The following is a 14,849-nucleotide window of genomic DNA, read 5'->3' on the forward strand; positions in this document are numbered from 1 at the left end:
TTTTGCACGGGCAAAAAGTCGCGGTCATGTCTGTAGGAAATCCGGCCTGAGGTCGACCATTTATCCCCAATCGGAAAGAACCTACGTCAAACATCGAATCATCTGACTTCACCAGTTCAGCCGTCGCCCCCCACAGTCCCGAGCCTTAAACAGACACAGGGAAATGTGGATGCTGACTGCTGGCAAGTCCGTGATGTTCAGACTCGATATCGAAGGTTTTTCCCATGATCTCCAGGTATACGAATTCAGCGCGAAGGAGGCGCTCAACCGAACTTATGAGGTCGAACTGGAACTGGTCAGCGAGCGCCCCGACCTTGATCTTGAATCCTTGCTGCACCGTCCCGCCTTCCTCTGTTTCAGTGCCGACGGCGCCGGCCTGCATGGGCAGATTTATCGAATTGCCCAAGGCGACTCTGGCAAACGCCTGACCCGCTACCAGATCACGCTGGTGCCGCATCTGGCCTATCTGGCGCATCGACACAACCAGCGAATCTTCCAGCAACAGAGCGTGCCGCAAATGGTCGCCCGGGTGTTGCGTGACCACGGCATGCAAGCGGATGCCTGGCGCTTCCAGCTCAGTGCCGACTATCAACCTCGCACCTATTGCGTGCAGTTCGCCGAGACTGACCTGCACTTCATTCAGCGCTTGTGCGAGGAAGAGGGCATTCACTTTCATTTCCAGCACCGCCGCGATGGGCACCTGCTGGTGTTCGGTGACGATCAAAGCGTTTTCCTCCCGCCAGCCCAGCCCACGGCCTATAAACAGGACAGCGGCATGGTTGCCTACGCGGCAGTGATCGACCGTTTCAACGTGCGCCTGGAAACACGCACCACGCAGGTCAGTCGCCGTGATTACCACTTTGAAAAACCCAACGTGCAACTGGATGCCGAAGCCAAGGAAGTGCAGGTTCCAGTGCTTGAGGATTACGCCTTTCCCGGACAGTTCACCCACCGTGATCGCGGCAGACACCTGAGCCAGCGAGCCCTTGAACGCCATCGTGCCGATTACCGGCAGAGCCACGGACGCAGCGACCAAAGCCTGATGCGCAGTGGCAGCTTCGTCGACATGCGTGAACACCCACGCGACGATTACAACGGTTTATGGTTGTTGACCAGCGTCGAGCATCTAGGTCGGCAGCCGCAGGTGCTGGAGGAATCTTCAACCGTCCCGGCTGCCGACGACGGCCTCAAGCAGGGGTATCGCAACCACTTCGTCGCAACACCGTGGGAGGTGATTTTCCGACCCGCACTCAAGCATCCGAAACCACGCATGACCGGCAACCAGCATGCCGTGGTGACCGGTCCGCCCGACAGAGAAATCTACAACGATCGCTACGGGCGAGTAAAAGTCCAACTGATATGGGACCGCGAAGGCCAGTTCAATGAACAGTCCAGTTGCTGGCTACGCGTCGCCACAAGCTGGGCTCATGACCGATACGGCAGTGTGCAGACTCCACGCGTCGGCATGGAAGTGCTGATCGGGTTCACCGAGGGCGATCCGGACAAGCCGTTCGTGCTGGGTTGCTTGCCCAACGCAGTGACGCCGGTGCCGCTGGACCTCCCGGCAGAGCAGACGCGCAGCATTTGGCGCAGCCAGAGCAGTCCTGGCGGCGGTGGCTACAACGAGCTGCGCATCGAAGACCGCAAAGGCGCCGAAGAAATCGCCATCCGCGCCCAGCGTGACTTTGCGCAACTGGTGCTCAATGACCAGCGCGTGCAAGTCGACAATCAACACACCCTGGTCGTTGGTGGTATCAGCAGCCAGGAGCTACGCAGCGACGAACACCATATGACCCATGGCAATCGCCTGACCGAACTCAAGCAGGACGATCACCTGTGGGTACACGGCGACCGCCATATCCGGGTCAGCAGCCAGCGGCTCAGCGCTACGCAGCACCTGCATTTTGGTGCCACTGCGCAAGTTGTCATCGATGGCGGCACGCAACTGGTGCTGCAGTGCGGTGGGCATTGGTTGACGCTGGGGCCGGAAGGGATTTTCAGCAGCGTGCCGATTGTTCAGGGCGGTGTGCCGGCGGTCGGGTTGGCGGCAGAGCCTTTGGTGCCGGGGGCGGTGCCGTTGTTGACGGTGGTATTTGATCCGGTTCAACAGCGACAGGCGTTGGTTTCCAAGCGCCCTGCGCGCTGCCAGATTTGCGAGGCTGCGCAAGCATGAGCGGGTTGACTTCCTTTCCCGAGGGTTTGCCTTGGGGCGAGCAGCAGGCCTTTTTGTTGCTGGACGGTGCGACGATCAGCGATCTGCCGCAGCGGTTGAAACAGCTCAACCCGACGGCCAGCACGCTTGCCCTCTACGACCAACCACCGTTTTCAGCGTTGCGCGATGTCTCGCCATTATTGGTGGCGATCGAGCAACCGGACGATTCCTTGGCGCAGTTCTATCTGCACGGCGCGCAGGAGGAGTGGGGCGTGTTGTTGTTCAGTGCTGCGCCGCTGCACGGCGTCGCCGAACACCTGCGCAAACTGATCACGGTCGAGTTGCCCGCCGGGCAATCGGCGTTTTTGCGCATGGCCGATGCAGCGGTGGCGCAGGCGTTGTTTGCCTGTGCCGATCAGTCTTTGTTCGGACCTTTGACCTGTGTAGTGACAGCCGACGTCGTCAATGACCTATGGCGGTTTCAGCGGCCCCGCCAGACGCAACATCCAGAGCTTACCGTGCCCTATCGCCTGAGTCCTGAGCAGGACATTGCGCTAGATCAGGTTGACCGGCGCCGAACGTTGCTTGAGCTCGATGCGCATTTGCTCCGCTACTTCTCTGAGCGCCATAGCGGCGAGAGCCTGGCACAACGCTGGGGCGTACTTGATCAGTTGGAGACTCAAGCATCTGCCCTTGGCCTCGGCGGTCCCTCTGCGTTGTTTTATTACGCCAACGTCGTGTTCTGGCTCGGCAGCAGCGAGTTCGAACAGCATCCGCAAATCCATCACTTACTCCACACGCCCTCGCTGCAATCACCCGGCGAGCGCGTCGCGCTGGCTGCGGCCCTGGCGCATCAGTGGGCAGCTGAACGAGTTCGATCATGAACCATCCCGCCAACCTCGCTGCTGCTGCGGCGTCCAAAACCCCCATCGGTTCTCCCGGCGCTTGCCCATTGCGGCAAACCCATGTGCAACTGTTGCCGTTGGCCTATGGCCTGGTGGAACGACCGCACGACCCGGCCGCCGAATTGACGCTGCCCTATGCCTTGACCGCGCGGCCAATGGGCATACGCCGGTTGCGCGACGGCTGGCTGTACATCATCGACAGCCTCGGTGGCGAGTTGTACGAATACCGCGTACTTGACGGCATCGTCACCGCGCTGCTGCACCAAGGTAAAACCGTTACTGAGGATCAACGCGCGGCCATCGAAGAACGTCCGGCGTTGATATTTTCCCGCAAGAGCACGTTGTACGTGACCTTTGCCGAAGTGCAGCTAAGCGCCGCCAAGTGCCGGCAGGTGCTGGATAGCACGGAGGAGCGCGAGCACTTCATGCAGGCGGTCGATCTGGGGCCGGTCAATTGCCTGGTCGGCGGCGAGCACTTGTTGACCGTCGAGCAGACCCGGCAATGGCTCGCGGAAGTGGCGGTGGGGGCTGAACCGGTTGCCGAAGCCGATGCGACGCGGATGCCTGCGGTGCAGGTCAGCGACGCCCCCGAACACGAACGCGAACCGTATCTGTGGGAACAACCGCGACGCTTTCGCGAGGCACACATCGGCGAGTTTCTCGGTCGGGTGCGCGGGCCTTATCAGGACGACACGCTGTTTCTGCTGGTCAATGATGACCTGGGCGTGATGCGCGATCTGGCCGAGTATCAGGACACCGTGGTCGGCTGGGTCGAAGAGTGGAGCAACAGCGGCAACAACGAGCGCGATTACCTGCTGGCCAGTTACATCGAGTCTTTGAGCCAGCTCGGCAGCGCAGATTTCGACAGTCTGGCCAAGGCCAGTGACGATCCGCGAGCCAAGGCTTTTTATGCCGAGCTGGAGCAACTGCCCGAACCGGATCGGGAAAATACGCGCAAGGCGTTGCTTGAGTATTTGAACAAGGGCGGCAAGGTTGAGCCAGCTTCTGCGGAGGCAACGCCAGAGCTTTCGCAACTTCGCGAAAAGGCCCTCGACGATTCGCTGGCGCTGAACCGGTTTGACGGCGTCGCCCCGGACTTCACCGCTCACGGTCGCGTCACCGCCGAGGCGGATCGACGTTTTTATACGCGTGAGTATTTTGCTGAAGTCGCCCCGGTCGATTTCGTCGAGCGGCACCTGAGCACGCTGGTCGACCTCGGCAAGGATCAGGACCGACGCATGCGCGACGTGCTCGACGGCCCGTTCCTTAGCGGCAAACGCGGGGTCAACGACCTGATCGACCGCCCGGCGATGGACGAAGTCCTCAACCGTCATCGCGACAACCTCGGCCGTTGGAACCGCGTGCTCGAACGCATCACCGCCGACCGCACGCAACTGCTGCTCGCCGGACGCTTCCATCGTTCGGCCTGGTACTACGACGCGCAAGTGGCGGCGCAAATCGGCCAGGCCCTTAGCACCGAATACGCCTGCCTCAAAGACCTGTGCCGCAGCGACATCGCCAGCGAACAATTGCTCGGTTATCTCGAACAACATCCAGAGCTGACCCGCACGTTGTTCTACACCTTGCCCCTGCGCCTGCAAACCCAGCAAGCCGGGCAGTATTCAACGCTGTTCAACGCCGGTATGGCCACCTTCAACAACCTGCCGGACTGGCTGGCTAAACTCAAAAAGATCGAACAACCGCACCTGCCGGCCCTCGACGATCTGCCCGAGCACTCCCGCACCGTCGCGGCCGCCGTGCAGGACACCTACAGCCCCGCACTGAACCTGGGCCTGAACCGCGTACTGGAAGGCTTCGACCTGTCGGGCGAAAAAATCTCCGAGCTGGATGAACTGTTCCAGCGCCTGCCCAAAGCACTGCGCCTGCGCCTCTTCGACGCGGCAAAAACCAGCGGCGTGACCTTCACCGTCGCCAGCCCCGCCGAACAGACCGCGCTGCAAACCGCGATCAAGGAAGTGCTGCGCGAACGCGAATACCTGAAAACCCTCAACCGCGAACGCAACCAGCTCACCCACAATAAAAACCGCCAAGGCCATAAAACGGCGCGGGCGGTGGAATTGCAGGAAGAAATCGTGCGGGTTCGGGCGCAATTGACGCTGTTCGAAGGACGGTTGGCAGCGGCGTTGAGCCCGATCGAAGAACTGCCGGATCGCTCGGCGCGGCTGTACGGCGCGACACCGGCTCGCGCAGGGGTGACAGTGGTGTTTCCGCCGGCGCAGCAGGGGGAGTTGAGGAGTTTGCTGGGGAATATTCGGTTGGGAGTGAGTGGGGTGTCGGCGGGGAGTCTGGTGAAGACGGAGGGGATGGGGTTGGTGGTGGTTTTGGTGCAGGTGGTGAATTTGGTGGGGGCGTACCGGGAGTTGATGAAGCAGACCCGAGACAAGAACAAGCGGGCGAATTTTCTCTCTGCTTTGGCTGCAACGGGTGCGGCCGGGTTTACAGCGGCGCAGGGACTTGCGGATACGGCGTTGAAAGCTCGTGGAACAGCGCTTGTGGCAAGTTTGCAGCTTGAGGCCTTGCAACATGTTCAGGTTCAAATGGGGAAATTGCATGTGGGACTGGGTTTCTTTACTTATATCTTCGGCTTCAGAGCTTCTGCTACCAACTTCGGCAACCAACATCGAAACTGGCAAGCGGCGATTCGCAGCGGGAGTCAATCTGAGCGGAGCATGGCCGCATTGGCGACGTTGGGCGCCGGAGGAATGGTGATAACTAACGCTTACGGAGTGGGTAACACTGTTCACGCTTCTTTCAAGGTATTGGCTGCGCCGAATAACTCAGCACGAACAGCCGCTTGGGCTGCCGCTGGCACACGTCTTTCCAGCGTGTTCTTTCGCTTCAATCTGGCTGGTGCATTGTTCACTGTGCTGGAGTTCGTGGGTACTTGGCTGTTCAATCGATACAACCTGTCTGCCCACGACAAATGGCTGAAAATTACGCCTTGGAGCCGTGACCCGGAAGTGCGCGGTGACCACTCACTAGATGACTATCAGAGTTATCTAGCCTTTTTGATGCACGCACCTTACGCACAACTGGGGCCAAATCCGGATGACGCCTGGTTAAAAAGTCTGCTGTTCGGCGCCAAGCCCAGCGATATTCATTTGGTGCTGCCAAGGTTGATGCTGAATGATTTCCTGCCTCCTTTAAACAGTAAGCCAACTCATCGGTTGGGCATCGGTGCCCACCGAATTTTGATGCCATTGCATGCTCGAGGAGCACCGCGAGAACGCAAGGAAGTAATTAGCGACGAGATACTGCGCAGCTTGCATATTGTGAAGTCATCGCCAGAGGGATTGATACTCTGTCTTCAATACCCTGTTACTCCCAACTCTGAATACGCGCCTGCAAAGGAAACGCTAGAACTGGCAATCTGTGTTCAATCCCTGAATGGCAAAGGCGAGTGGGCGTCGCGAACTCGTGTAATCCATCTGGATCCGAGGGGTGATGGTCATTTTTCAGTGGTTGCTCCTTCATTGGTAAAAGAAAATCCTCCGATGTTGCTTGTCGAAACCCAATATCTCGAGTGGGCTGACCATGCTGAATAATTACGACAAGCCCTTTGGTACTTCGCAGATTGAGAGCCCTAGAAAAGCAGGAGATGTAGAGTCATTTTCAGGCGGAAAAACTACATACCTCGCACCGTTGCCACTACCTACGCCGATTTCGCCTTATGGGCCGCACATTGCAGGGTTAAATGAAACGTACATGGACTTTGGTCTTGGATCACCGCAAGTATTTTCCTGGCAGCTAATTCTGGGTGGGTCATTCACCGGCGCTTTCATGGTCATAGTTTTATTCCCTTTATTTACTGGGTTGTTGGGGATTATTTTTGGCTACGGGCATGAGGCAATCTGGGAGTCAGTAATTGGTATGTTCGAAGAGGGCTATGAGAACGAGTTAATTGCCGGCCCTTTCATTTTGCTCATCTGCCTCGCCGTCTGGCACCACAATCACAAAAAACGCGCCCATATCATCCCAACCCGCTTCAACCGCCAACGACGCGAAGTCTGCTTCATGCCCGCAGGCGCCACAGAGCCCGTCTTCGTCCCCTGGGAATCTCTTTCCGCCTGGATCATCGAAGCCAAAGGCGCGACCCAGTACGGTATCCACCGCCAATACGGCATGGGCATCGGTTTCTACCACGGCGAAACCCTCACCAGCCTCGAATTCCCCTGCGCCGGCCTGCCGCTCGCGATCAGCCATTGGGAAGCGATCCGCGGCTACATGGAATACGAAGTCAACGACCTCAAATCCATCCAGGACCTGCAAGACCTGCAAGGCCCCGACGACCCACCCCACGAAGGCCTGCACACCTTTCGCAACGCCCGCGCACGCATGCATCAGCAGATCCGCGAAGGCACACGAACAAGGCTGTCGGGCTTCTTCTGGTACCTCTACCACGTCATGACCCTGTGGACGATTCCCAACCACCTCGTCGAATGGGAAGTGCGCCGCCTCGAAAGAATCGGCAAACAGGCACTGCCCGACGTCATGCGCGAATGGTCAGAACCGCTGCCGCAAGACCAATGGGCCAAACCCAGTGAAGAGCTGCTGCGGATGAGTGAACAGGTGCGGCAGATGCAAAAGCGTCAACCTTATCGACCAATTACCGAAATTTTTGCGCAGGTGCAGCGCGAGCGTTAACAGAGCAAAAGACCGCAGGCAGCGATTTTTTGATCGTGCGCACGAAGGTAAAGCCGAATATCGCAAACGGATACGGACAGTTTGCGCAGTTCGAAGTGGCGCCGAGGGGTCGCTCGGTCAGTGCAAAAATCTGCTGCCTCGCGCTCTGCTAGAATCCGCCCCATCAACAGCCTGAGACTCCCCCATGAGCGAGCCGATTCGTCTGACCCAATACAGCCACGGCGCCGGTTGCGGCTGCAAGATTTCCCCGCAGGTGCTGGAAGTGATTCTGGCCGGCAGCGGCGCACAGAACCTTGATCCGAAACTGTGGGTTGGCAATGCCTCGCGCGATGACGCGGCGGTGTACGAGATCGATGCCGAGCGCGGTGTGGTCTCGACCACGGACTTTTTCATGCCGATCGTCGACGACCCGTTCGACTTCGGCCGCATTGCCGCGACCAACGCGATCAGCGATATCTATGCGATGGGCGGTGATCCCCTGATGGCGATCGCCATTCTCGGCTGGCCGGTTAACGTGCTGGCGCCGGAAGTGGCGCGCGAAGTGATTCGCGGTGGTCGTGCCGTGTGCGACGCCGCGGGCATTCCGCTGGCCGGCGGGCATTCGATCGATGCGCCGGAGCCGATCTTCGGCCTCGCTGTCACCGGTCTGGTGGAAAAGCGCCACATGAAACGCAACGACACCGCCACCGCCGGTTGCCTGTTGTACCTGACCAAACCGCTGGGCATCGGCATCCTCACCACCGCCGAGAAGAAGGGTAAATTGCGCGCCGCCGACGTCGGCGTGGCCCGCGACTGGATGTGCACCCTGAACAAACCCGGCAGCCGCTTCGGCAAACTCGCCGGCGTTACGGCGATGACCGACGTCACCGGTTTTGGTCTGCTCGGGCATCTGGTGGAAATGGCCGATGGCAGCCAACTCACTGCGCGCATTGCCTACGACCGCGTACCGCGTCTGGACAGCGTCGAGTACTACCTCGATCAGGGCTGTGTGCCCGGCGGCACGTTGCGCAATTTCGACAGCTATGCGAGCAAGGTCGGCCGCGTGCAGGAGCTGCACAAACGTGTGCTCTGTGACCCGCAAACCAGCGGTGGCCTGCTGATCGCGGTGACGCCTGAAGGCAACGAAGAATTCCTCGCCGTCGCCGCCGAACTGGGCCTGAACCTTGCGCCAATCGGCGAACTGGTTGAGCGACAGACGAACGCAGTCGAGGTGATTTGATGCTCCGCGACTGCACTGACTACCGTGACATTTTTCTCAATGACCGGCCAATGATGGACGCCCGTGCGCCGGTTGAATTTTCCCACGGTGCGTTCCCCGGCGTGGTCAATCTGCCGCTGATGAACGACCGTGAGCGCGAACAGGTGGGCACCTGTTACAAACAGCACGGACAGCAAGCTGCGATTGCCTTGGGTGAGCGCCTGGTGTCCGCCGAGGTTCGGGAGCAGCGCATTCAAGGCTGGGTCGAGTTCGCCCGTAACAACCCCGATGGCTATTTGTATTGTTTTCGCGGCGGCCTGCGTTCACAGATTGTCCAGCAATGGATCAAGGACGAGGGCGGCATCGATTACCCGCGTGTCGGCGGCGGTTACAAGGCCATGCGCACATTCCTCCTGGAAACGGTCGATCAGGCTGTGACCGAATGCGATCTGGTTCTGCTCGGCGGCATGACCGGCACCGGCAAGACCGAAGTGCTGGTGCAGTTGAGCAATGGCCTGGATCTGGAGGGCCATGCCAATCATCGGGGTTCGAGTTTCGGCAAGCGCGCCACCGGGCAACCGACCAACATCGATTTCGAAAACCGCCTGGCCGTTGACGTGCTGAAAAAACGCGCCAATGGGATCGGGCAATTTGTCCTGGAGGACGAGAGCCGGGTGGTCGGCAGTTGTGCCTTGCCATTGCCTTTGTACAGGGGCATGCAAGCGGCCCCGCTGGTATGGCTGGAGGACAGCCTCGACAATCGGGTCGAGCGAATCCTGCAGGATTATGTGATTGAACTGCATGCCGAATTCGTTGCGGTGCATGGTGAGCAGGGCTTTGCGCTGTACGCCGAACGATTGATTTCCAGCCTGAACAATATTCAGCGTCGACTGGGTGGCGAGCGTTATCAACGCATGTATTTGCAAATGGAGGCGGCACTGGCCGAACAGGCACGCAGCGGTTCGGTTGAGCTGTTCCGTGAGTGGATCGGCGTATTGCTGCGCGATTACTACGACCCGATGTATGTGTTCCAGCGCGAGAAGAAGGGCGGGCGGATCGAGTTCGCCGGGGAGCGTGGGGCGGTGCTTGAGTATCTGCGCGAGCGGGTCAATCAGAAAGTTTGACGTTATAGCGGCTGGCCTCTTCGCGAGCAGGCTCGCTCCCACATTGGATCTGAGTGAAGTACAAATCCCCTGTGGGAGCGAGCCTGCTCGCGAAGGGGCCGGTTCAGGCCATACAAAACTCAGGTCGGACAGGTTTCCTTGCCATGATCCAGGCCCTGCTTGTAGCTGTGGCTCTGCAGACTGGCCTTGCCGTTGTGCCAGGTCAGGGTCAGTACGTACAGCGAGTCAAAATCGTTGCCCGCCCAGTCCTCGGTGATGTTCTGTTTCTCGCCGACCGCGTTGCCCGCCACCTTGTTGATCAGCTCCGGCAGATAGCCGTGGGACCAGGCGGTGTAGATCGTCGAGTTGTGATACTTGTCTTCCAGCAGTTCGCGGGCCAGGTCACTGGTGTCGTTGGCCGAAAACTCGATATTCACCGGCAGGCCGAGCTTGATCGCGGCGGGGCTGATGGTCATCAGTGGGCGAATATAGCTGTAGGAATTGTCCAGCTCTCCTTCCTCGACATTGCGCGTCGGATTGGCGGCGAACACGTAGTCAGCCTTGCCGAACTTCTCCGGCAGCAGCGTCGACAGGTCGATGGCGCGGTTCAGGCCCTGGCAGTTGAGCTGGCCGAGACCACCCTCGGGCTTCTCCGCATGGCGCAGGAACACCAGTGTCTGGGTGCCGTCCGCTGGTTGCGCGCGGCTCTCGCTCGACTCAAGAGACAGGAACAGCGCACTGACGGCCAGCAGGGAAGGCAGGGCCACATACGCGCGATGTTTGAAACGTTTGGCGAAACGCATAAGGTTCGTCATCAAATAGAAAGTTCTTCAGCTGATTCAATTAAGGCTGACAAACCTTTACACCGCGGGCTCCCAGCACCGGGTGTTTTCCCTGTCATAAACGGCTTCCTTTGCAACAAAGGCATAGCTCAGAGTCCCCTGAGGGCCGTTTGGTTCGATCGTCAGAGTGCGCAGCACTCTAACGGCTATGTTCAGCGGCCTGGTGGCAGGTTAACGACAGGATGTTACGGTTCATGGAGGCGCTGGCGCAGGCTGCGATCTTTTGCTGTTGCCGGAGGCTCAAGATCAAAAGATCGCAGCCTGCGGCAGCGTCTACATTATGATCAGGCTTTAATTTGTGACTGGATGCTTCCCATGACCGATCTGTCCGCGTTCCCGATCACCCAGAAATGGCCGGCGCAGTACCCTGACTGGATTCAGCTCTATTCCTTGCCCACGCCCAACGGCGTGAAAGTCTCGATCATGCTCGAAGAAATCGGCCTGCCGTACGAGCCGCACAAGGTCGCTTTCGACAGCAATGATCAGTTGTCACCGGAGTTCCTGTCGCTGAACCCGAACAACAAGATCCCGGCAATCCTCGATCCCCATGGTCCCGAAGATAAGCCGCTGCCGCTGTTCGAGTCCGGTGCGATCCTGATTTATCTGGCCGACAAAAGCGGCCAGTTGCTGGCGCAGGAAGGCGCGCTGCGTTACGAAACCATTCAGTGGTTGATGTTCCAGATGGGCGGCATTGGCCCGATGTTCGGCCAGCTTGGCTTCTTCAACAAGTTTGCCGGCAAGGACTACGAGGACAAGCGTCCGCGTGACCGTTACGTCGATGAAAGCAAACGCCTGCTCAAAGTGCTCGATGGCCGGCTCGAGGGCCGTGACTGGATCATGGGCGAGCGTTACACCATTGCGGATATCGCCACGTTTCCGTGGGTGCGTAATTTGATCGGGTTTTATGAGGCCGGTGATCTGGTGGGCATCAGCAACTTCCCGAACGTTACCCGTGTGCTGGAGCGATTCCTCGCCCGCCCAGCGGTCATTCGCGGCCTGACCATCCCTTCCTGACTACACACAAACCCATGTAGGAGTGAGCCTGCTCGCGATAGCGGTTTATCAGTCGATATCAATGTTGACTGACACACCGCTATCGCGAGCAGGCTCACTCCTACAAGGGAATGTGCAAAGTCCGAGGGATTATTACACCCCCGGTAATGCACTCTTGATTGATCCAGGTTTGTACGCCAACCCCCGCAAGGCATAAGCTTCGCCCCCTACGACTTTCGTCTCATCTGCCGTTTTCAGGAAAGGCCCCCATGTCCAGTCAGTTCCCCGAAGCACGTCCCCGCCGTCTGCGCCGCAATGCGAGCCTGCGCAGCCTGTTCCAGGAAACCGAGTTCAGCCTGAACGATCTGGTGCTGCCGATTTTCGTCGAAGAAGAAATCGACGACTTCGTGCCGATCAACAGCATGCCCGGGGTGATGCGCATTCCCGAGCGCAAACTGGCCAGTGAAATCGAGCGCTATGCCCGCGCCGGCATCAAGTCGGTGATGACCTTCGGCGTGTCCCACCATCTGGACAGCAACGGCAGTGACACCTGGCGCGAAGAAGGCCTGGTCTCGCGCATGTCGCGCATTGCCAAAGACGCAGTGCCGGAGATGATCGTGATGTCCGACACTTGCTTCTGCGAATACACCGATCACGGCCACTGCGGCGTGATGCACAACCATGAAGTCGACAACGACCAGACCCTGATCAACCTCGGCAAGCAAGCCGTGGCAGCGGCACGCGCCGGTGCGGACGTGATCGCGCCGTCGGCAGCGATGGACGGTCAGGTGCGCGCCATTCGCCAGGCGCTGGATGCGGCAGGTTTCACCCAGATTCCGATCATGGCCTACTCGACCAAATTCGCTTCGGCACTCTACGGCCCGTTCCGCGAGGCGGGTGGCAGCGCGCTGAAGGGCGATCGCAAAAGCTATCAGATGAACCCGATGAACCGCCGCGAAGCCCTGCGCGAATCGCTGCTCGACGAGCAGGAAGGCGCCGATGCGCTGATGGTCAAACCGGCCGGCGCTTACCTCGACATCATCCGCGACATTCGTGAAGCCTCGAACCTGCCGCTGGCGGCGTATCAGGTCAGCGGCGAGTACGCGATGATCAAGTTCGGCGCACAGGCCGGGGCGATCGATGAGGATCGTGTGGTGCGTGAAAGCCTGGGCGCGATCAAGCGCGCGGGTGCGGATCTGATCTTCACTTACTTTGCGATGGATCTGGCCCTGGCCGGGATCTAAGCAACACCGCAAATCCAAACTGTAGGAGTGAGCCTGCTCGCGATAGCGTCTTGTCAGTCAACATTAATGGCGGCTGATACACCGCTATCGCGAGCAGGCTCACTTCTACAGGGTTTTGTGGTGGGTCAGGGGCAGTTGAAGTAAGGCCGGATCCCATGATCGCGGAAGTAGCGTTCGATGACTTTCGGATCCGCGCTGTTCTCGGCAATCGCCACATAGGTATCCGGGCGCAGCAGATAAAAGCCATTACGCCCCAACCCCGCCGTTTCAAACGCCGGGCGCCAGTCGAACACATGCAGCGGCAAATGATGTTCCTGGCACCAGGCGATCATTTCGTCACTGGTGTCGCCGTAGACATGCACCTGCCAGCACGGCTGTCTGAGCGGTTCGTAGTTATCCCCCTCACCATCATGCGCCCAGGGCAAACGGTCGCCGCCGTGGACATGACCGGCCGCGCCTTGGCTCAGCGGCATGCCGCGATAGTGGAGGGTGACTTGCGATACCGTGCGAAAAAGGAATTCGCGACTGGCCTCGAACGAGGCCATTTTCGGAATCAGAAACGGTGCCACGCGCATGCGCAGCAGGTCTGCCATACGCCCTTCGGCGGTGACGAAACTGAAGACTTTGTCGGTGGTCGACACCAGTCGACGGGCGAAGGCGATGCGTTCGGTTTCGTAGCTGTCGAGCAGGCTCGGTTCGGCGGCGCCGCTGAGCACGGCGGCAAGTTTCCATGCCAGATTGATCGCGTCGCCGATGCCGGTGTTCATGCCCTGACCGCCCGCCGGGCTGTGCACATGCGCGGCATCGCCAAGCAGAAATGCGCGGCCACTGCGAAAATGCTCGGCCACGCGGTGATGCACACGGTAGGTCGAGAACCAGTGCACGTCTTCGATGTGCACCTTGAGATGTTCGATGGCACGGCTGCTGACATCGGAAAATTCAAGGGTTTCGGCGCGATCAGCGCGCTCGTCCCGCACGGTGCCGATCAACCGTGCGCGGCCTTCGCCGGCCAGTGGAAACACAGCGAGAAAGTCTGCTTCATCCAGGTCCAGGTGCAGCTCGCCGTTCATTGCCGGGCCGCTGGCCTTGACGTCCGCGACGTAGAAAATCTGCTGATAAGTGCCGCCGGGGAAACCGGTGTCGAGGGTTTTGCGCACCACTGAGCGGGCGCCGTCACAGCCGGCCAGATAACAGGCCTGGCAGATTTCCTGCTCGCCATCGGGCAGGCGCAGATGCGCGGTGAGGCCGTCGCCGGTTTCTTCGAAGCTTTCCAGCGTGGTGTTGCGTTCGACCGTGACGCCGTAGTCTTCGAGGCGCTCGATCAGCAGCCGTTCGTGCTCATCCTGCGGAAAAATTTCGACGAACGCGTACGGCGTCAGGCCTTCGCCAATGCGGTTCAGTGGCAATTGCGCGACCGGTTTGCCGTTGACCCAGAAATTTGCTGCAGCCACCCGATGGCCGTTGCGCACGATGGTGTCGGCGAGGTCCAGTTGTCGGTACAGCTCAAGGGTACGCGCCTGCACTGCCAGCGCTCGCGAAGTGGTGCCGGGTGCGGAGGTTTTATCGATGATGCGCACGCGTACGCCGAGTTTGCTCAGCCACAGGGCCAGCACCAGACCGGTGGGGCCGGCGCCGATGATCAGGACGTCGCTGCGGTTCATGGGCCTGTCCTCCTTTTGCTGTGGAGCAAGTATGGATCAGAAGGAGAGGGTGGCCAGTTGATCGGCCAGACGGAAGAAGGCCCCGC

At 59.5% G+C, this 14,849-nt stretch carries 10 protein-coding genes; 8 read left to right on the forward strand and 2 right to left on the reverse strand.

The window, feature by feature from the left end; all coding sequences use genetic code 11:
* Positions 1–169: 169 nt before the first annotated feature.
* From tssI to mnmH, 6 genes are all read left to right on the forward strand, one after another.
* The gene (gene tssI / locus CKW17_RS19810; RefSeq protein ID WP_095121138.1) at positions 170–2,173 is read left to right on the forward strand and encodes a type VI secretion system tip protein TssI/VgrG; all 2,004 of its coding nucleotides are present in this window, start codon (positions 170–172) and stop codon (positions 2,171–2,173) included.
* Complete coding sequence (locus tag CKW17_RS19815) at positions 2,170–3,036, forward strand: DUF4123 domain-containing protein (protein ID WP_095121139.1); 867 nt, start codon at positions 2,170–2,172, stop codon at positions 3,034–3,036. Before tssI ends, CKW17_RS19815 begins: the two co-directional genes overlap by 4 nt.
* On the forward strand, positions 3,033–6,623 hold the full coding sequence (locus CKW17_RS19820) for a toxin VasX (protein ID WP_095121140.1): 3,591 nt from the start codon (positions 3,033–3,035) through the stop codon (positions 6,621–6,623). The genes CKW17_RS19815 and CKW17_RS19820 overlap by 4 nt, the downstream gene beginning before the upstream one ends.
* A complete protein-coding gene (locus tag CKW17_RS19825) occupies positions 6,613–7,722 on the forward strand; it encodes a hypothetical protein (RefSeq protein WP_256586265.1) in 1,110 nt (369 codons plus the stop codon). The genes CKW17_RS19820 and CKW17_RS19825 overlap by 11 nt, the downstream gene beginning before the upstream one ends.
* 184 nt (positions 7,723–7,906) lie before the next feature.
* On the forward strand, positions 7,907–8,941 hold the full coding sequence (gene selD, locus CKW17_RS19830; protein WP_007918229.1) for a selenide, water dikinase SelD: 1,035 nt from the start codon (positions 7,907–7,909) through the stop codon (positions 8,939–8,941).
* Positions 8,941–10,044, forward strand: a complete 1,104-nt coding sequence (gene mnmH / locus CKW17_RS19835) for a tRNA 2-selenouridine(34) synthase MnmH (protein WP_095121141.1) — start codon at positions 8,941–8,943, stop codon at positions 10,042–10,044. Before selD ends, mnmH begins: the two co-directional genes overlap by 1 nt.
* 119 nt (positions 10,045–10,163) lie before the next feature.
* Here mnmH and CKW17_RS19840 read toward each other — a convergent pair whose 3' ends face one another.
* Entirely contained in the window at positions 10,164–10,838 is a 675-nt protein-coding gene (locus tag CKW17_RS19840) for a histidine phosphatase family protein (RefSeq protein WP_095121142.1), read from the reverse strand.
* A 342-nt stretch (positions 10,839–11,180) separates the two neighbouring features.
* Here CKW17_RS19840 and CKW17_RS19845 point away from each other — a divergent pair, with 342 nt between their 5' ends.
* A complete protein-coding gene (locus tag CKW17_RS19845; protein WP_095121143.1) occupies positions 11,181–11,879 on the forward strand; it encodes a glutathione binding-like protein in 699 nt (232 codons plus the stop codon).
* 248 nt (positions 11,880–12,127) lie between these two features.
* Positions 12,128–13,102, forward strand: coding sequence for a porphobilinogen synthase (gene hemB / locus CKW17_RS19850; RefSeq protein WP_016985320.1), 975 nt, complete (start codon positions 12,128–12,130; stop codon positions 13,100–13,102).
* 125 nt (positions 13,103–13,227) lie between these two features.
* On the opposite strand, the gene CKW17_RS19855 is transcribed toward hemB, so the two are convergent.
* Entirely contained in the window at positions 13,228–14,763 is a 1,536-nt protein-coding gene (locus CKW17_RS19855) for an FAD-dependent oxidoreductase (protein ID WP_095121144.1), read from the reverse strand.
* Positions 14,764–14,849 lie beyond the last annotated feature (86 nt).

It is taken from the genome of Pseudomonas sp. Irchel s3f10 (assembly GCF_900187515.1).
Lineage (GTDB): Bacteria > Pseudomonadota > Gammaproteobacteria > Pseudomonadales > Pseudomonadaceae > Aquipseudomonas > Aquipseudomonas tensinigenes.